The following is a 17,316-nucleotide window of genomic DNA, read 5'->3' as shown; positions in this document are numbered from 1 at the left end:
CAGTCATGCTGGAAATGATGGGGAAAGCAGCACGGGCTGCCTCATATCAGTTATCAACATTAAGCACGGCACAAAAAAATCAGGTATTGCTGACCATTGCCAGCCGCCTTGAAGAAGAGTCTGCGGTAATTCTGGAAGCCAATGCCCTGGATGTGGCCACTGCCCGTGAGAACGGGATGGGTGAAGCCCTGCTGGATCGTCTGACACTGACCCCGGAACGTCTGAAGGGGATCGCTGACGATGTGCGTCAGGTTTGCCGTCTGGCCGATCCGGTCGGGCAGTTAATTGATGGTGGCTTACTGGACAGCGGGTTGCGTATTGAGCGCCGCCGTGTACCACTGGGTGTGGTAGGGGTTATTTACGAAGCCCGTCCGAATGTCACGGTCGATGTGGCCTCGTTGTGCCTGAAAACCGGTAATGCCGTCATTTTACGTGGTGGTAAAGAAACCTGTAAAACCAATGCTGCAACCGTCAGTGTAATTCAGAACGCACTGGCTCTGCATGGTATTCCGGCAGGAGCTATCCAGGCGATTGATAATCCGGATCGCCAGCTGGTGGCTGAAATGCTGAAGATGGATCGCTACATTGATATGCTGATCCCGCGGGGCGGGGCTGGCCTGCATAAACTTTGCCGTGAACAGTCCACCATCCCGGTGATCACCGGAGGGATCGGGGTCTGTCATCTGTTCGTCGATGAGACGATGGAAACAGAAGCCGCACTGGAGGTGATCGTCAATGCGAAAAAGCAGCGGCCAAGCGCCTGTAATTCGCTGGAAACTCTGCTGATCCATGAAAATATCATGGCGGAGTTTTTGCCTCAGTTCTGTCAACGGATGTCCCGCGAAGGGATTAGTCTGCATGCCGATGAGAATATTATCGCTGAGCTGCGACGTTATCAGGCAGATGTACTGCCGGTGGCTGCCGGCGAGTATGATGATGAGTGGTTATCTCTGGACCTGAATGTGAAAGCGGTTGCCTCTCTTGATGACGCGGTTGCTCATATTCGTGAGCACGGCACGCAGCACTCCGACGGTATTCTCAGCCGCAGTCTGAAAAACGCACAAGATTTCATCAATAAAGTCGATTCGTCTGCAGTGTATGTGAATGCCAGTACCCGCTTTACCGATGGTGCACAATTCGGGCTGGGAGCAGAAGTGGCTGTCAGTACGCAGAAGTTACATGCCCGCGGCCCTATGGGCCTCGAAGCCCTGACCACTTATAAGTGGGTGGCCTGGGGGGAGGATACGCTTCGTAAGTGACACCGCTGAATTGGCCTTTGTAACTTCAGACTGAATGATCCTTCATGAGCCGGCAAGATGCGTTGCCGGCTCATTTTCGTTCAGTGGATCGCGTTATCTCTCGTATCGTTTGCCAGCCTGTTTATTGATGTAAAAACGTATTCACAGCGCTCCTTTCCCGGACAGTTATATGCTCTCCGTGGGTGACTGACTGATGATTTACCCGCGGTTTATTTATCCTGCCCGGTGCATAAAATCCGGCCAATTACAGAGTAGTGTAAGGATTAGGTTAAAGAAAATAGCCGATGCAATGACTGTACACACTCTGCCGTCTCAAACCAGGAATAATCTTCATAAAATAGTGATGAGTATTCGCCATAGTAACAGTCATATATTTCCTGTGAGGAACATAACAATGAAACGTACAGCTATTACTTTATTAACAACTTTACTGATTGCCAATGGGTTTGCAGCTTCCTCTGCGATGGCCGCACCGGGTGATAACCAGGGGGGGCCGGTTATCCCTCATCAGCAGAATGGTCAGCCACAGCGTCAGGGGCAGGGTCCGCAACAGGGGCCGGGTAACGGACCAGGCCATCAGCGCCACGGTCAGGATCGTCCTCAGCAGGGCGGTGATCGCGGACGGGGTGAACCTCATCGTCAGCAGGGTGACCGCTTCGCTTATCACGGTAATGATTTCCGCAGAGGCCATGCCGCGCCAAAAAGTTTCCGTGGCGACAAATACCGCGTCAATGACTGGCGTGCCCGCGGGCTTTCTCAGCCCCCGCAGGGCCATTACTGGGCAGCCATCAATGGTAATTACGTATTAATGGCGGCGACCACCGGGATCATTACGTCAATCATCATGAACAGTGCATTATCCCGCTAACGGGTGATTTCACCCGGTATCGGTTTTCCGGAGGAAAAATATGAAAAAAACACGGATGACATACCTGATCTCAGCTGTTTTGTTGAGCAGCCTGGTATCTTCTGTTGCCGTCCGCGCAGATGATCATGGTCCCTGGCAGCCGCATGGCGGCGGTCATCAGGAAGGGCCCGGTCGTGGCGGACCCGGAGGTCCGGGAGGTCCGGGAGGTCCGGGGCCACACGGCGGACCGGGAGGCCATTACGGTGGCCCTCATGGCGGGCCTCAGTCATACGGCCCAGGCCCCGGCGGCCCCGGCAGAGGAGACTCCTTTGCCTGGCGGGGACACCGCTTTGAACCCGGTCAGCGTTTTCCGCATGATTTCCGCGGTCCACGATACCGGATAGATGACTGGCACCGGCGGGGTCTGCCGGCACCGCCTTATGGCCAGCGCTGGTCATATATCGATGGCAATTATGTGCTGGTGGCGGTGGCGACCGGAGTCATTACCTCGATTATTCTGAATAATGCCTTTCATCCGTAATCGGTTTTGAGATAGCGCAAGGTCCCCGTCTGCTGAACAGCTGCGGGGGCCTTTTTTATGCTCACCGCGGGTGTTGCCATGTGTTAAACGGTCACGGCTTCTGCTCCCTCGGGAACGTCACTCACCCGCTCAGGCGCTTTGCGGTCTCTGCGAACAGCCATCCTGTATTCCGGTTTCTGTTGCCGGGGAGAGTTTGCAGACCTTCAGCCGGAAATAGTCTACTGTAATGACAGAGAATCTTGCCGGCAGGAAAACGGATGAAAAATGTACTGGTTGTGATCGATATGCAAGCCGGGGTACTGGCTGTGGAGCGGTTTCAAATCAACGAAAAAATTGCATTGATTAACCAGCTTATTGAGGCCGCTGATGAAGTCATTTTTGTCCGGCATTGTGAGGGGGAAATGCAGCCTGGCACGATGGCCTGGCAAATTGTTCCGGGAGTTATTCAGCCGGAAAACGCACGTTATGTCAGTAAAACCGCCTGTGATAGCTTCTTTCAGACAACCCTTGCCCGTGAGCTGAACGCGTGCGGTGAGCATGCTTTTACGGTATGTGGTTGTGCAACGGATTATTGTGTGGATACCACCATTAAAACAGGAGCCAGCCTCGGATACGCCATCACCGTGGCAGAAGATGCCCATACCACCGCGGAGAGAACATTTGTCAGCGCACAGCAATTAATCAGCCACCACAATGAGCTATGGGCAGATCTGACTGTCCCCGGTCACCCGGTGCAGGTAGCAGCGACCCTGAACATTATTCAGCGCTGGCTATCGGCGGAACAGGCCGGTGTAACCAGTTGATCAGTGACTGTAATGCACTTTCAGGAAGGCTATCGGTGCGATGTATTAAACGATAGGCGGCCCCGGTTTTTACCGTGAGGTTAAAGGGGACGACCAGTCTGCCGCGGGCAATTTCTTCCGCCGCGAGGTGAATATCCGCCACGGTGATCCCGAACCCCTGTACCGCAGCATTGAGTGCCAGATCCATGGTTTCAAAATGCTGGTTACGTAGCATAGCGATCGGTAAGTCATGTTGACGGAGCCATAATAACCAGTCTCTGGTATCGGGAGTGGGATGCAGAAACGTGTAGTTTTGCAGGTCATTAACCTCTGACGGCAGGGGCAGGTGACTGGCCATGACCGGGATAAGTTCCTCATCAAAGAGCGTTACTCCGCCTGAATCTGCCGTACCATACACCACGGCAGCATCAAAATCCTCCAGCTGACGCCGGTGATCCAGTGTGGTCGTCAGGGCAACATGGACATGAGGGGCATACTGTTCAAATGCGACCAGCCTGGGAACCAGCCAGCGCATTGCACAACTGGGGGCCTTCAGGCGTAACTGGTCAGGCGTTAGCCGGATTTTCTCTGTCAGGTGGTTCAGCTGTTCCAGTAGCTGACGGAGTTCCGGTAACAGTTGTCCGGCGCGCGGGGTCAGGGAAAGTCCGCGGGCATGACGGCGAAATAACGGGAAGCCGAACCAGGCCTCCAGAGCCTGAATCTGACGGCTCACTGCGCCCTGAGTGATACAGAGTTCCGTGGCTGCATGAGTCAGATTCAGGTGACGTGCGGTCACCAGGAAAGTCTGCAGCCCATTGAGCGGTAAATCACGTCGCGTCATACATCCCCCGGTTATGCATAAAAGTCATGGCTATTATGACAATATTTCGATTGTTCTCCTATGCCCCTCGCCGTTAGATAAACAACAGTTCACTAGTTTATTAATGCATTATCGCTCAGGGGTTGTGATGTCTATCCATTCTTCAGTGGCTTTACCCTCGAAACTTCCGGATGTCGGAACCACAATTTTCAGTGTTATCGGGGAGCTTTCCGCTAAACACCAGGCCATAAACCTGTCACAGGGGGCACCTGATTTTCCCTGTGATCCGGCACTGACGGAATCAGTGACCCGTGCCATGCAAAACGGTCATAACCAGTACGCGCCGATGGCCGGATTACTTACCCTCAGGGAAGCCATCGCCGGGAAAGTCCGGCAGTTGTATGGCCAGGCGTATGATCCGGCAAGCGAAATACTGGTCACCGGCAGCGCCAGCCAGGGGCTTTTTATGGCGATTTCTGCGCTGGTACACCCCGGTGATGAAGTGATCTTCTTTGAACCTGCGTTCGACAGCTATGCACCTGTCGTGCGTTTACAGGGGGCGACCCCTGTCGGGATTGCGCTGAACGTACCGGCATTTACCATCGACTGGCAGGCGGTTGCGGCAGCGATCACCCCGAAAACCCGGATGATTATTCTGAACAGTCCGCATAATCCCGGGGCTCAGATCCTAAGCGCTGATGATCTGCAGCAACTGATCAGGCTGACGAAAAATACCGACATCGTGATCCTGTCGGATGAAGTCTATGAGCATGTAATTTTTGACGGGCGGCAACACCTGAGTATGGCGACACATCCGTCGCTGGCGGAACGCAGTGTGATCGTCTCTTCGTTCGGAAAAACATTTCATGTCACCGGCTGGCGGGTAGGGTATTGCCTGGCTCCGGCGGCTATCATGCACGAAATTATCGGTATACATCAGTTTATGATGTATGCCGCAGATACCCCGATGCAGTGGGCATTTGCGGAATATTTACGCCATCCGGAGCATTACCTGGGGCTATCGGCTTTCTATCAGCAAAAGAGAGACCGGCTGGTGGCATTACTGGCGGACTCGCCTTTCCGTTTACAGCCTTCAGCCGGTTCTTTCTTTATGCTGGCCGGTTACGGGCATCTCAGTCAGCAATCCGACAGTGAGATCGTGCAACGGCTGATTACTGAGTGTGGGGTAGCCACGATCCCGCTGTCTGCGTTTTATACCGACGGCACAGATAATAAATTTATCCGCCTTTCATTTTCAAAAGATGATAAAACGCTGCTGGCCGGTGCAGAAGCGTTATGCCGCTTCACGGTCTGATACTGGCCGGAGAAGGGAGCAGTATCCGGGGGGATGCCTCCGGCAAAGACCATTATAACAGTGATATTCAGGGTGACAGAAAAATGCAAAAGAAAGTAAAAGCAGTATGGATGGCAGCAGGGCTGTGCGCAGCATTTCAGGTATTCGCCGGGGATACGTTGCGTTTTGGTCTGGAATCTCAATACCCGCCCTTTGAAAGCCGGAACACGCAGGGGCAACCGGTCGGATTTGATATTGATTTAGGGAATGCGGTATGTAAAGCCGCACACCTGAAATGTCAGTGGGTGGAAAGCAGTTTTGATGCCCTGATCCCGGCGCTTGAAGCCAAAAAGTTTGATGCCATCAATTCTGCAATGAATATCACCGCACAGCGGGAAAAAATCATCGATTTCACGGTGCCGGTTTACCGTATTCCAAGCATGCTGGTCGCCCGGAAAGGCCTGAATTTGCAGGTCACGGCGGAGGGGCTGCAGGGGAAAAATGTGGGTGTATTACAGGGGTCGATTCAGGAAGCGTATGCCAAAAAACACTGGGAAACTCACGGTGTGAATGTGGTCTCTTATCAGGACCAGAACCAGGTCTATAACGATATGGTGGCAGGAAGGCTTGATGCGACCCTGGTCATGTCAGCGGCCGGTCAGTCCGGTTTCCTGAATAAGCCTGAAGGGAAAGACTTTGCGTTTGCCGGTAAGCCGGTGGAAGACGATGCCATCCTTGGGACTGGCATCGGGTTCGGACTGCGTAAAGGGGATACCGCCCTGAAGCAGCAACTGGATACCGCCATTGAAACCGTGAAGAAAGACGGAACGCTGACCCGACTGGCAGCCCGTTACTTCCCGGGGATCGATGTCAACGTCAAACCCTGACAGCTAATACTTCCCCGGACGTATCACTCACTCCGCACGTCCGGGGTTTTTGTTCTTATCGCCAGCCAGCATCCGGCGGGTGTCCTCTCTGCTTTATGCCTCCGTTTTCGCAGAAAAAAAGATCATCGCCTGCCGCTGACGGGATATCCGCTGAATTAACGAATATTCAGTCACTTACTTTAGTCTTGTAATTATTTGTTTACGCGCGGCAGGGTAAAAACCCTTTTTATACTATTGTTGTAAATAAATCAGTACACCGCGTGGATTGAAATGTTTACTGTGTATGGTAGGCTGTGGCCACGCTTACCAGAGCGAAGTGACGAGCCGTGATAACAGGATGCCAACCATGCAAAAAGATACGCTGAATAATTTACATATCACCGAAGAACGGATAATGATGACGCCGGAACAGCTTAAAGCTCAGTATCCGCTGTCCGTTCAGTTGCAGGACCAAATAGCGCACTCCCGCCAGGTAATTTCAGATATTATCGCCGGGCGTGATCGCCGGTTACTGGTGGTTTGCGGGCCATGCTCTATTCATGATCCTGACGCGGCGCTGGAATATGCTGAGCGTTATCAGCAGTTGGCAGAAAAGTACAGCGATAGTCTCTATCTGGTAATGCGGGTTTATTTTGAAAAACCGCGGACGACCGTGGGCTGGAAGGGGCTGATCAATGACCCGCATATGGACGGGTCATTCGATGTTGAGCACGGATTACAGATTGCCCGTGATCTGCTGGTGAAACTGGCGGAGAAGGGGCTGCCGCTGGCGACCGAAGCTCTGGATCCGAATTCACCACAATATCTGGGGGATTTGTTCAGCTGGGCGGCTATCGGCGCCCGGACAACGGAATCACAGACCCACCGGGAAATGGCTTCCGGGCTTTCTCTGCCAGTCGGTTTTAAAAACGGCACCGATGGCAGCCTGAGCACGGCTATCAATGCCATGAAGGCAGCTTCTATGCCTCACCGCTTTATGGGGATCAACCAGGCCGGACAGGTGTGTTTACTGCAAACCCGGGGCAACCCCGATGGCCATGTTATTCTTCGTGGGGGTAAAACCCCGAATTACGGCCCGGAAGATGTGGCTGCCTGTGAAAAAGAGATGCAGAATGCGGGTCTCAGACCGGCATTGATGATAGATTGCAGTCATGGCAACTCCTGTAAAGACTATCGCCGTCAGTCGCTGGTGGCTGAATCAGCCATGGCCCAAATCAAAGACGGTAATCGTTCCATTATGGGTCTGATGCTGGAAAGTCATCTTTATGAAGGAAATCAGTCACCGGATCAGCCTCGTTCGGCCATGCGCTACGGTGTCTCGGTGACCGATGCCTGTATCAGCTGGGAAACTACAGAAACCCTGCTGCGCGATATTCATCAGGATATGAGTGCCGCGCTGCGGGTGTCATAAGAGGTGTTATAGATTATGGTGGCCGAATTAACCGCGCTACGCGATAAAATTGATGAAACGGATAAAGCCTTGCTGCAATTGCTGGCCAGGCGTCTTGAACTGGTCGCTGAAGTCGGTGAAGTCAAAAGCCGTTATGGATTACCTATTTATGTGCCTGAACGTGAAGCCAGTATGCTGGAGTCGCGCAGGAAAGAAGCTGAACAGCTCGGTGTACCGCCGGATTTGATCGAGGATGTATTGCGCCGGGTGATGCGGGAATCTTATTCCAGCGAAAATGATAAAGGTTTCAAAACACTGAACCCGGATCTGGGCCCGGTCGTCATTGTCGGTGGTGAAGGGCAGATGGGGCGTTTGTTCGGCAAGATGCTGACGCTGTCAGGCTATCAGGTCAGGACGCTGGAAAAAGATGACTGGGGCAACGCTGAACAGTTACTCAGTGATGCCGGTATGGTCGTTATCAGTGTGCCTATCCATCTGACAGAGCAGGTTATCCAACAATTACCGCCATTGCCGGATTCCTGTATTTTGCTGGATCTGTGCTCGATTAAAAACAAACCACTGCAGGCGATGCTCGCAGCGCACCAGGGGCCGGTACTGGGGCTGCACCCGATGTTTGGCCCTGACAGTGGCAGTCTGGCGAAACAGGTTGTGGTCTGGTGTGACGGTCGTCAGCCAGAGGCTTATCAATGGTTGCTGGAACAGATTCAGGTCTGGGGAGCGCGGTTACATCGCACCAGTGCAGTTGAGCATGATCAGAATATGGCTTTTATCCAGGCACTGCGTCACTTTGCCACTTTCGCCTATGGCCTGCATCTGGCTGAAGAGAATGTCGATCTCAGCCAGTTGCTGGCGCTCTCTTCACCCATTTACCGTCTGGAACTGGCGATGGTCGGGCGTCTGTTTGCCCAGGACCCGCAGCTGTATGCGGATATCATTATGTCTTCAGAAAATAACCTGGCGCTTATCAAACGTTATTATCAGCGGTTTGGTGAGGCGATCGCGTTACTGGAGTCCGGGGATAAAGCAGAATTCATCGACAGCTTCCGCAGTATTGAACGCTGGTTCGGCGATTATGCCGGTTCATTCCTTGCAGAAAGCCGGGGGCTGTTACGCTCAGCGAATGACAGTCGCGCTTAACGGGCCGGAAATCAGGGCACCTGAAGGTGCCCTGAGCCATCAGTCGACGGAGACCGGAATGACGTTATCTCCCGGATAACAGCCAAGAACTTTAACGAAACGGGTCAGAGCCGTCAGCTCTTCCAGAGACTGTTGCATTTCTTCTGAATGCACATTGGCCTGAATATCCAGATAGAACATCTCTTCCCAGGGATTTCCGTTGATCGGACGGGATTCCAGTTTGGTCATCACCAGACCATATTTCCTTAGCACCATCAATGCATCGACCAGCGCCCCGGATTGCTGGCCTGTGGCCATCAGTAAGGTGGTTTTGGCCGGAACCTGTGCTGAGACTTTCACCGGCTTACGGGCCAGGATAATAAAGCGGGTCATATTTTGTTGCTGATTCGCCAGATTACGTTCCAGTACCTGCAGATTATACAGGTTACCGCCGGCTTCACTGCCGAGAGCTACGGCCTGGCTGTCCTGCAATTCTGCCACTTTTTCCATGGCGGCCGCGGTGCTTTCGGTATATTTAATCTTCCAGTGCGGATACCGGGCCAGAAAGTGGCTGCATTGCTGGAAAGGCTGCGGGTGGCTGTAAACGGTGGTGATATTATCCAGGCAGGTGTCGGCGGGGACCAGAATACAGTGGTCAATCGGTAGTGTGAGCTCTCCGACAATATGCAGGCTGGTATGCTGCAACAGGTCATAGACATCGTTTATGGAACCGGAACTGGTATTTTCCAGGGGTAATACAGCATAGTCAGCCAGCCCGGTTTCGACCTGTTGCAAAATGTCCGGGAATTTACTGCAACCGACTTCGGTCATATGAGAAAAGTGACGGGAGGCATACTGACGGGCTGCCAGGTGCGAGTATGAGCCCTTAGGTCCGAGGAAGGCGACCCGGGCACTGTTTTCCTGTGCCTGATTCAGAGCTTTCTGCAGCAGAGCCTGTTGGGTCAGTACCGACTCTTCAATGATCAGTTGGAAAATACGGGTGATGTACTGGCTGTCTAATGACTGGCTACGTCCCTTTTCAATCAGTGTTTCCAGTAGCTGCTTCTCCCTTTCGATATCACGGATAGGGCGGTGGGTAGTCATTTTGAATTTCCCTACCGCGACAGCCACCTCCTGACGCTCTGCCAGTAAAGACAGAAGCTGTTCATCCAGGCGGGTGATCCTTTCCCGTAAATGCTCTAAAGAAGGCTCTGCGCTCATTTTTGTCACCTGTATTCCTGTTATTTTTATACCCAATAAAAAAGCCCCCCTTACGGGAGGCTTTGCTGTTTGTCTTCTCATTCATTCTTATACGACAACATCTCTCCCGGAAGAAGGCATGCTAAAAAAGAATGAGAAGAAAAACACGAGGGGTTGCATAGCAGGTTGTCCCTGAAAGATGTTTCCCGAGATTAACTTTTGCGCCAGGGCACGTCAACTAAAAACGCGCCCTGCGGGCGCGTTCGTGGGATCTCAGGTTATTCTGTTTCAGCAGGGATAATATCTTTTACGCTGGCTGAGGCACGTCTTGCCTCACCTTTATGCTGAACCTTATTCAGCTGGCGTTCAAGTTTACTGAGCAGGTCATTAATAGCAGCATACATATCAGCGTGTCTGCCGGTCGCGACCAGCGGGCCATTCGGTGTATTTATGGTCGCATCGGCGACAAATTCTTTTGGCTCTTTCGACAGCACAATATGAGGATTAATTAGCTGGGTTTGCCACTTTTCCAGTTTGGTCAGACGGTCTTCAACATGGTTGCGGATAGCGTCGGTAATTTCCATTTGTTTACTGGTGATGTTCATAATCATCGCACTTACCTCTCTGTTGTTACCATCGTGTGACATTCAGATTAACGGCTTCAGTTAAGAATAATGTGATCTGGATCACAAAATAAAGTCACTTTTTGCTAATTAGTAAAATTCCTAATCAGTACCGCAAAAAGCAAAGATAATGATTGAACCCGTGAATATTACCCGCCATTATTGACCGGATAAGCAGATGATGGCCGTCATGTTTTCCGTGGCTTCTATAGACCCGCGACGGGGCATTAAGTGCTTTCTCCCGGGGTTGTGGTAGCACAAGTCAACAGGATGGGAATGACGTAAAGGCTTAGCAGGAAGGGGACTATGGTGTCGTTTGACGAAAGAAAAAAAACAGCCATTCGGATTTTAGAAGAAAAAAAGATATGGCAACCTAATCGTACGCCGCTTCTGATGAAGTGCTTATGGCATATGGGAGTGCGGATCCCCCCTTTCCCGGTCGCGCCATTCTGGCTAATCGCCCTGGTCACAGCGCTGGGATTTGGTTTGTCATGGGGAGTGTTCATGTGGTTTTTCGCATGGCAAAAAGAAGGTTACACGATAACCGCGGCCTTAATCGCGAGTAGTGTGGCGGGTATCTTGTTCGGCTTAATGGCGGCAGGTTCGCACCTGTACCGCAGGAAGGCCCAACAACTGCCGGAATGGAAAAGTCTTTAACACCCGAAGCACAGGTATCCAGCTATCACCTGATGTGAATAAAAAATTCAGCGACTGAGACCGTCAGGGGAAGAGGTACTGCAACGGCCCGACGGATGTATTCATCATCCCGCTTATGCGAACCTTTTGCAGACTAAGACACCAGAAACGGGTTTACAAAAAAAGCAGCCGGCATGGGCTGCTTTTCTCTTTATACCCGCGGAAAGGTTCCCTGAATCAACGCTTCTGGTTATCCGCAATGATTTTGGCCACTTTATCGGCCTCGGTGTTGAGTTGCATCTGGCGGTAAGCATTTTCCATCAGCGGAAGTGCCTGGCGGGTCGCCTCAGTATCTGCATAGTTTGTCAGCATGTCCTGTGCCCGGTTAACAACCGCGACATAAGCCCCTCTTTTGGTATAGTATTGCACCACAGAAAGTTCATGTTTAGCCAGACGGTCTTTTAAAGCCACCAAACGCAGTCTGGCATCAGCGGCGTACTGACTGTTCGGGTAGCTCTGCAGCAGTTGAGAGAAATCGGTAAATGCCTGACGGGCATAGGCCGGGTCTCTGTCAGAGCGATCGATACCGAAGAAGTGTTGCACTGCTGACTCATCCATCGCCATGTCGGTCAGACCCTTCATATACATGACATAGTCAATATTAGGATGTGTCGGGTTCAGTCGCATAAAACGGAGAATGGTGGCCTGGGCCATCGGCATATCTCCGTTTTTATAGTAGGCATAGATCAGATCAAGCTGCACCTGCTGAGAATACGGACCAAACGGGTAACGATTATCCAGTGCTTCTAACTGAGTAATGGCAGCCCTGAAGTTCCCGTCCTGCAGTTTTTGCTGGGCGGTTGCATAGATCACCGAAGGCGGGTTGTCCGGGACAATGTCTTTAGAGCCGGAGCAACCTACCAGTGCCAGGCCCAGAGTGGCAACGGCCACCAGATGTTTCATACGCGTCATGACGAAATGATTATCCTCAAAGGTTTAGCGGAGGCTTTCTGTGAAGCGTCCATTGATGATCAGCTAAGATAGCACATTATAGTAAACGGCTTTGCCGTGAAAACCCAACGTTAACGAAAGAAGCTTATATGGCACAACAAGTACAACTCACCGCGACAGTCTCCGAAGCGCAACTTGGACAACGCTTAGATCAGTCTTTAGCGGAATTGTTCCCTGATTATTCACGTTCACGCATAAAAGAGTGGATTTTACAGGGCCGGGTCACCCTGAATGGTATCCCGACCACCGTTCCTAAGGAAAAAGTCCTCGGTGGTGAACGGATCACTATTGATGCCGAAATAGAAGAGGAACTTCGCTGGGAACCTCAGGATATCGCGCTCGATATCGTGTACGAGGACGATGACATTCTGGTTATCAATAAGCCGCGCGGGTTCGTCGTTCATCCCGGAGCCGGTAATCCCGATGGTACGGTATTAAACGCATTATTACATTATTATCCTGCCATTGCGGATGTTCCGCGGGCGGGTATCGTGCATCGTCTGGATAAAGATACCACCGGACTGATGGTCGTTGCCAAGACTGTACCGGCGCAAACTCATCTCGTTGACTCTTTACAACGACGTGAAATTACCCGTGAATATGAGGCGGTTGCCATTGGTACGATGACGGCCGGGGGCTTTGTTGATGAGCCTATCTCTCGTCACCCTACCAAACGTACCCATATGAGCGTGCATCCGATGGGGAAACCGGCGGTTACCCACTACCGTATTATGGAACATTTCCGTGCCCATACCCGGTTACGCTTGCGCCTGGAAACCGGCCGTACTCACCAGATCCGTGTACATATGTCTCATCTCAGTCACCCGCTGGTCGGGGATCAGCTGTATGGGGGACGTCCACGCCCGCCTAAGAATGCGTCAGAGGAATTTATCTCGGTTCTGAGAGGGTTTGACCGGCAGGCACTCCATGCCACAATGTTACGTCTCTACCATCCGATCACCGGTATAGAAATGGAATGGCATGCGGCACTGCCGCAGGATATGGTCGAATTAATCGATGCACTGAAAGCAGACACGGAATTACATAAAGACGACATGGACTGGTTATGAGTTCACTGATTATTCCGGAGTGGCCGGCACCGGCGAACGTCAGAGCCTGCTCGACAACCCGAATCGGGGGAGTCAGTCAGCAGCCTTACGATAGCCTGAACCTGGGGGCCCATGTTGCAGATGACCCTGTGCATGTCCTCAAAAATCGCCACCTTCTGTGTGATATTGCCGGCTTACCGGCGATGCCGCTCTGGCTTAATCAGGTTCACGGAACCCATGTTGTGACCTTGCCGCATACCGGTGATTGTGTTCCGCAGGCCGATGCCTGTTATACCCGGGCAGAAGGCCAGGTTTGCGCAGTGATGACGGCAGACTGCCTGCCGGTTATTTTCTGCTCAAAAGACGGGCGGGAAGTTGCAGCTGCCCATGCCGGCTGGCGGGGGTTATGTGCCGGTGTTCTTGAAAGCACGCTGGCAACGTTCCGGCGCCCGCCGGAAGATATCCTGGTATGGCTGGGACCGGCCATCGGCCCGCAGGCGTTTGAGGTTGGCCCGGAAGTGCGCGAGGCGTTTATTGCCCACGACCCCGCAGCCGCAGAAGCCTTTATCCCTTACCAGCATAAGTATCTCGCGGATCTCTGGACATTATCCAGGCAGCGTCTTTCCCGCGCGGGTGTCACGGCTGTCTATGGTGGCGGTCGCTGTACCTATTCTGAAAGCGGGTCTTTTTTCTCCTACCGGCGGGAGCGCGTGACCGGACGTATGGCAACTTTGGTGTGGCTGGTATAATCTTAGCCACTGGACGATCCTGTATGTGTAATTTTTCTCTGTTTTCCGGGTGATAAAACTTGAATATTTGAGGGATTGACCTCATTTAATCTCCTGTAGCATTTTGACCTTTAACAGGAGGAATTATGCGTCTGGATCGTCTAACCAATAAATTCCAACAAGCGCTGGCTGACGCTCAGTCACTGGCACTCGGCAACGACAACCAATTTATCGAACCTCTTCATCTGATGAGTGCTCTGCTGACTCAGGAAGGGGGATCGCTGACTCCTTTACTTTCTTCCGCCGGGCTCGATGTGGCAGCTCTCCGGGAAAAAATCACACAGTCAATAAAACGGCTTCCTCAGGTTGAAGGCAGTGACGGCGACGTACAACCTTCAGCTGATCTCATCCGCGTGCTTAATCTGTGCGACAAGCTGGCACAAAAGCGCGGTGATACTTTTATTTCATCTGAACTTTTTGTTCTGGCTGCGCTGGATTCACGCGGAGCTCTGGCGGATATCCTGAAATCAGCCGGAGCAAATAGCGACAAACTCACCAGAGCCATAGAACAGTTGCGTGGGGGCGAAAACGTGAACGAACAGGGTGCTGAAGACCAGCGTCAGGCATTAAAAAAATACACTATCGATCTGACTGAACGTGCAGAACAGGGGAAACTTGACCCTGTCATTGGTCGTGATGAAGAAATCCGCCGCACCATCCAGGTGCTGCAACGGCGTACCAAAAATAACCCCGTCCTGATAGGTGAGCCCGGCGTCGGTAAAACGGCCATCGTTGAAGGACTGGCGCAGCGTATTATTAACGGTGAAGTGCCGGAAGGCCTGAAAGGTCGCCGTGTGCTGGCGCTGGATATGGGGGCGCTGGTGGCCGGGGCGAAATACCGCGGAGAGTTCGAAGAACGCCTGAAAGGGGTTCTCAATGACCTTTCAAAGCAGGAAGGTAACGTTATCCTGTTTATTGATGAGCTGCACACGATGGTCGGTGCCGGTAAAGCCGACGGTGCGATGGATGCCGGCAATATGCTTAAGCCTGCGCTGGCTCGCGGTGAACTGCACTGCGTCGGGGCGACTACCCTGGATGAATACCGTCAGTATATAGAGAAAGATGCAGCACTGGAGCGCCGGTTCCAGAAAGTGCTGGTGGATGAACCTTCGGTCGAAGATACCATTGCTATTCTTCGCGGGCTGAAAGAGCGTTATGAGTTACACCACCATGTACAAATTACGGACCCGGCCATTGTCGCCGCGGCTAATTTGTCACACCGGTATATCGCTGACCGGCAACTGCCGGATAAAGCTATCGATTTGATCGATGAAGCCGCCTCCAGCATTCGTATGCAGATTGATTCAAAACCTGAATCGCTGGATCGTCTGGAGCGACGGATCATTCAGTTAAAGCTGGAGCAGCAGGCACTGAAAAAAGAGTCAGATGATGCCAGCGTTAAGCGCCTTGAGATGCTTGAGAGCGAGCTGAATCAGAAAGAACGCGAATATGCTGAGCTGGATGAAGAGTGGAAAGCGGAAAAAGCGTCTCTGACCGGCACGCAGAATATTAAAGCGGATCTGGAACAGGCACGTATTGCTCTGGAGCAGGCTCGTCGTACCGGTAACCTGGCCGAAATGTCTGAACTGCAATACGGTAAAATCCCTGAACTCGAAAAGCAGCTTGCCGCTGCGACTCAGGCTGAAGGCAAATCGATGAAGATGTTGCGTAACCGCGTGACGGATACAGAGATTGCCGATGTGCTTGCGCGCTGGACCGGGATTCCGGTCGCCAGAATGCTGGAAGGCGAGCGTGACAAACTGCTGCGGATGGAAGAGGCATTGCATGATCGTGTTATCGGCCAGAATGAAGCCGTCGAAGCGGTCGCTAATGCTATCCGCCGTAGTCGCGCGGGGCTGGCGGATCCCAACCGTCCGGTGGGGTCTTTCCTGTTCCTTGGGCCGACCGGGGTAGGTAAAACCGAACTGTGTAAATCTCTGGCTAACTTCCTGTTCGACAGCGATGACGCCATGGTGCGAATCGATATGTCCGAGTTTATGGAGAAACATTCGGTTTCCCGACTGGTGGGTGCCCCTCCGGGTTATGTCGGATATGAAGAAGGGGGATACCTGACCGAAGCCGTCAGACGCCGTCCTTATTCTGTGATCCTGCTCGATGAAGTTGAAAAAGCGCATCCGGATGTCTTTAACATTCTGTTGCAGGTGCTGGACGACGGACGCTTGACCGACGGACAAGGGCGTACGGTTGATTTCCGTAATGCGGTCATCATCATGACCTCAAACCTGGGGTCAGACATGATTCAGGAACGCTTTGGTGATCTGGATTACGGTGAGATGAAAGCACTGGTCATGAGTGTCGTCGGCCAGCACTTCCGTCCGGAATTCATTAACCGTATAGATGAAGTTGTGGTTTTCCACCCTCTGGGGGCAGAGCATATTGCCTCTATTGCACGTATCCAGTTGCAAAGGTTGTACCAGCGTCTGGAAGAGCGGGGCTATCAGCTGCACATCTCTGATGATGCGCTGAAGTTATTGGGTGAAAACGGATTTGACCCGGTATACGGTGCACGTCCGCTGAAACGGGCTATCCAGCAGGAAATAGAAAACCCGTTAGCTCAGCAAATTCTGTCCGGGCAACTGGTTCCTGGTAAAACCATAGAAATGGATGTCAGAGACGGTGAAATCGTGGCGCATCAGTAATCTGAGTGCGAACAGAAACAGGAAAGCGGACGTTTATCGTCCGCTTTTTTTATGGATATCCCCGACTTTGTGCTTTTTTAACCCGAAATGGCGGAAAAAGCGACACTCAGAAATTAATTTGAAATAAACCCTTGTCAGAAAAAATTATCTCCCTATAATGCGCTCCCACTGACACGGCAAAGCGCGATGCGCAGCGACGTGACAGGGACTGAAGCGATTCGGTCCGGGAGAAAAAATCACGAAATAGTGGTTGACTCCTGAGGTGAAAAGCGTAATATACGCCACCTCGCAACAACAACCTAAACGGTTGAGTTGCAACGCTCTTTAACAATTTATCAGACAATCTGTGTGGGCACTCGCAGGATTGATATCAACGTCTCCGGACGTAAAAC

16 protein-coding genes and 1 other annotated feature are annotated in these 17,316 nt (G+C 52.2%); of the genes, 12 read left to right on the top strand and 4 right to left on the bottom strand.

The annotated features are described in order from the left end of the window. Positions 1–5: 5 nt before the first annotated feature. The 4 genes from proA to CG67_RS07300 all read left to right on the top strand — a co-directional run bounded on the left by proA (position 6) and on the right by CG67_RS07300 (position 3,450). Positions 6–1,259, top strand: a complete 1,254-nt coding sequence (gene proA, locus CG67_RS07315; protein ID WP_025902303.1) for a glutamate-5-semialdehyde dehydrogenase — start codon at positions 6–8, stop codon at positions 1,257–1,259. 394 nt (positions 1,260–1,653) lie between these two features. Continuing rightward, entirely contained in the window at positions 1,654–2,127 is a 474-nt protein-coding gene (locus CG67_RS07310) for an RcnB family protein (protein WP_025902302.1), read from the top strand. A gap of 40 nt (positions 2,128–2,167) precedes the next feature. Next, complete coding sequence (locus CG67_RS07305; RefSeq protein ID WP_025902301.1) at positions 2,168–2,647, top strand: RcnB family protein; 480 nt, start codon at positions 2,168–2,170, stop codon at positions 2,645–2,647. Between the two features lie 257 nt (positions 2,648–2,904). Further along, positions 2,905–3,450, top strand: a complete 546-nt coding sequence (locus CG67_RS07300; protein WP_025902300.1) for an isochorismatase family protein — start codon at positions 2,905–2,907, stop codon at positions 3,448–3,450. On the opposite strand, the gene CG67_RS07295 is transcribed toward CG67_RS07300, so the two are convergent. Further along, positions 3,404–4,270 carry a LysR substrate-binding domain-containing protein gene (locus CG67_RS07295; RefSeq protein ID WP_025902299.1) on the bottom strand — a complete coding sequence of 289 codons (867 nt, stop codon included), beginning with the start codon at positions 4,268–4,270 and terminating at the stop codon, positions 3,404–3,406. The two genes, CG67_RS07300 and CG67_RS07295, sit on opposite strands and share 47 nt — an antisense overlap. A 127-nt stretch (positions 4,271–4,397) precedes the next feature. Here CG67_RS07295 and CG67_RS07290 point away from each other — a divergent pair, with 127 nt between their 5' ends. The 4 genes from CG67_RS07290 to tyrA all read left to right on the top strand — a co-directional run bounded on the left by CG67_RS07290 (position 4,398) and on the right by tyrA (position 8,978). Beyond that, positions 4,398–5,564 (top strand): methionine aminotransferase, encoded by a 1,167-nt coding sequence (locus CG67_RS07290; RefSeq protein ID WP_025902298.1) that lies wholly within the window; start codon positions 4,398–4,400, stop codon positions 5,562–5,564. Positions 5,565–5,674: 110 nt separating this feature from the next. Then, positions 5,675–6,430, top strand: coding sequence for an ABC transporter substrate-binding protein (locus CG67_RS07285; protein ID WP_371190678.1), 756 nt, complete (start codon positions 5,675–5,677; stop codon positions 6,428–6,430). A gap of 346 nt (positions 6,431–6,776) precedes the next feature. Beyond that, positions 6,777–7,841, top strand: coding sequence for a 3-deoxy-7-phosphoheptulonate synthase (locus CG67_RS07280; protein WP_025902296.1), 1,065 nt, complete (start codon positions 6,777–6,779; stop codon positions 7,839–7,841). A gap of 15 nt (positions 7,842–7,856) precedes the next feature. Beyond that, the gene (gene tyrA, locus CG67_RS07275; RefSeq protein WP_025902295.1) at positions 7,857–8,978 is read left to right on the top strand and encodes a bifunctional chorismate mutase/prephenate dehydrogenase; all 1,122 of its coding nucleotides are present in this window, start codon (positions 7,857–7,859) and stop codon (positions 8,976–8,978) included. Between the two features lie 39 nt (positions 8,979–9,017). Here tyrA and pheA read toward each other — a convergent pair whose 3' ends face one another. Both pheA and raiA read right to left on the bottom strand, forming a co-directional pair. Further along, positions 9,018–10,178, bottom strand: a complete 1,161-nt coding sequence (pheA, locus tag CG67_RS07270; protein ID WP_025902294.1) for a bifunctional chorismate mutase/prephenate dehydratase — start codon at positions 10,176–10,178, stop codon at positions 9,018–9,020. Between the two features lie 34 nt (positions 10,179–10,212). Beyond that, positions 10,213–10,338: a sequence feature (Phe leader region), on the bottom strand. Positions 10,339–10,435: 97 nt separating this feature from the next. Beyond that, the gene (raiA, locus tag CG67_RS07265) at positions 10,436–10,768 is read right to left on the bottom strand and encodes a ribosome-associated translation inhibitor RaiA (RefSeq protein ID WP_025902293.1); all 333 of its coding nucleotides are present in this window, start codon (positions 10,766–10,768) and stop codon (positions 10,436–10,438) included. 318 nt (positions 10,769–11,086) lie between these two features. Here raiA and CG67_RS07260 point away from each other — a divergent pair, with 318 nt between their 5' ends. Beyond that, positions 11,087–11,437 carry a DUF6404 family protein gene (locus tag CG67_RS07260; protein WP_051546364.1) on the top strand — a complete coding sequence of 117 codons (351 nt, stop codon included), beginning with the start codon at positions 11,087–11,089 and terminating at the stop codon, positions 11,435–11,437. Positions 11,438–11,653: 216 nt separating this feature from the next. Here the strand turns inward: CG67_RS07260 and bamD are convergent, their stop codons facing one another. Continuing rightward, positions 11,654–12,388 (bottom strand): outer membrane protein assembly factor BamD, encoded by a 735-nt coding sequence (gene bamD / locus CG67_RS07255; protein ID WP_025902291.1) that lies wholly within the window; start codon positions 12,386–12,388, stop codon positions 11,654–11,656. 128 nt (positions 12,389–12,516) lie between these two features. On the opposite strand from bamD, the gene rluD reads away from it, so the two are divergent. The 3 genes from rluD to clpB all read left to right on the top strand — a co-directional run bounded on the left by rluD (position 12,517) and on the right by clpB (position 16,924). After that, positions 12,517–13,497 (top strand): 23S rRNA pseudouridine(1911/1915/1917) synthase RluD, encoded by a 981-nt coding sequence (gene rluD / locus CG67_RS07250; protein WP_025902290.1) that lies wholly within the window; start codon positions 12,517–12,519, stop codon positions 13,495–13,497. Then, complete coding sequence (yfiH, locus tag CG67_RS07245) at positions 13,494–14,225, top strand: purine nucleoside phosphorylase YfiH (RefSeq protein WP_025902289.1); 732 nt, start codon at positions 13,494–13,496, stop codon at positions 14,223–14,225. Before rluD ends, yfiH begins: the two co-directional genes overlap by 4 nt. A gap of 125 nt (positions 14,226–14,350) precedes the next feature. Beyond that, the gene (gene clpB / locus CG67_RS07240) at positions 14,351–16,924 is read left to right on the top strand and encodes an ATP-dependent chaperone ClpB (RefSeq protein WP_025902288.1); all 2,574 of its coding nucleotides are present in this window, start codon (positions 14,351–14,353) and stop codon (positions 16,922–16,924) included. Positions 16,925–17,316 lie beyond the last annotated feature (392 nt).

The organism is Tatumella sp. UCD-D_suzukii, from assembly GCF_000611875.2.
GTDB classification, from domain to species: Bacteria; Pseudomonadota; Gammaproteobacteria; order Enterobacterales; family Enterobacteriaceae; genus Tatumella; species Tatumella ptyseos.
Note: the sequence above shows the minus strand (reverse complement) of the source record. Positions and strands in the feature narration are given on the sequence as shown.

What these genes read in the sequence shown, in the direction of transcription:
- proA (WP_025902303.1), top strand. Translation starts at nt 6, where the DNA reads ATGCTGGAAATGATGGGGAAAGCAGCACGGGCTGCCTCATATCAGTTA.
- CG67_RS07310 (WP_025902302.1), top strand. Translation starts at nt 1,654, where the DNA reads ATGAAACGTACAGCTATTACTTTATTAACAACTTTACTGATTGCCAAT.
- CG67_RS07305 (WP_025902301.1), top strand. Translation starts at nt 2,168, where the DNA reads ATGAAAAAAACACGGATGACATACCTGATCTCAGCTGTTTTGTTGAGC.
- CG67_RS07300 (WP_025902300.1), top strand. Translation starts at nt 2,905, where the DNA reads ATGAAAAATGTACTGGTTGTGATCGATATGCAAGCCGGGGTACTGGCT.
- CG67_RS07295 (WP_025902299.1), bottom strand. Translation starts at nt 4,270, where the DNA reads ATGACGCGACGTGATTTACCGCTCAATGGGCTGCAGACTTTCCTGGTG.
- CG67_RS07290 (WP_025902298.1), top strand. Translation starts at nt 4,398, where the DNA reads ATGTCTATCCATTCTTCAGTGGCTTTACCCTCGAAACTTCCGGATGTC.
- CG67_RS07285 (WP_371190678.1), top strand. Translation starts at nt 5,675, where the DNA reads ATGGCAGCAGGGCTGTGCGCAGCATTTCAGGTATTCGCCGGGGATACG.
- CG67_RS07280 (WP_025902296.1), top strand. Translation starts at nt 6,777, where the DNA reads ATGCAAAAAGATACGCTGAATAATTTACATATCACCGAAGAACGGATA.
- tyrA (WP_025902295.1), top strand. Translation starts at nt 7,857, where the DNA reads ATGGTGGCCGAATTAACCGCGCTACGCGATAAAATTGATGAAACGGAT.
- pheA (WP_025902294.1), bottom strand. Translation starts at nt 10,178, where the DNA reads ATGAGCGCAGAGCCTTCTTTAGAGCATTTACGGGAAAGGATCACCCGC.
- raiA (WP_025902293.1), bottom strand. Translation starts at nt 10,768, where the DNA reads ATGATTATGAACATCACCAGTAAACAAATGGAAATTACCGACGCTATC.
- CG67_RS07260 (WP_051546364.1), top strand. Translation starts at nt 11,087, where the DNA reads ATGGTGTCGTTTGACGAAAGAAAAAAAACAGCCATTCGGATTTTAGAA.
- bamD (WP_025902291.1), bottom strand. Translation starts at nt 12,388, where the DNA reads ATGACGCGTATGAAACATCTGGTGGCCGTTGCCACTCTGGGCCTGGCA.
- rluD (WP_025902290.1), top strand. Translation starts at nt 12,517, where the DNA reads ATGGCACAACAAGTACAACTCACCGCGACAGTCTCCGAAGCGCAACTT.
- yfiH (WP_025902289.1), top strand. Translation starts at nt 13,494, where the DNA reads ATGAGTTCACTGATTATTCCGGAGTGGCCGGCACCGGCGAACGTCAGA.
- clpB (WP_025902288.1), top strand. Translation starts at nt 14,351, where the DNA reads ATGCGTCTGGATCGTCTAACCAATAAATTCCAACAAGCGCTGGCTGAC.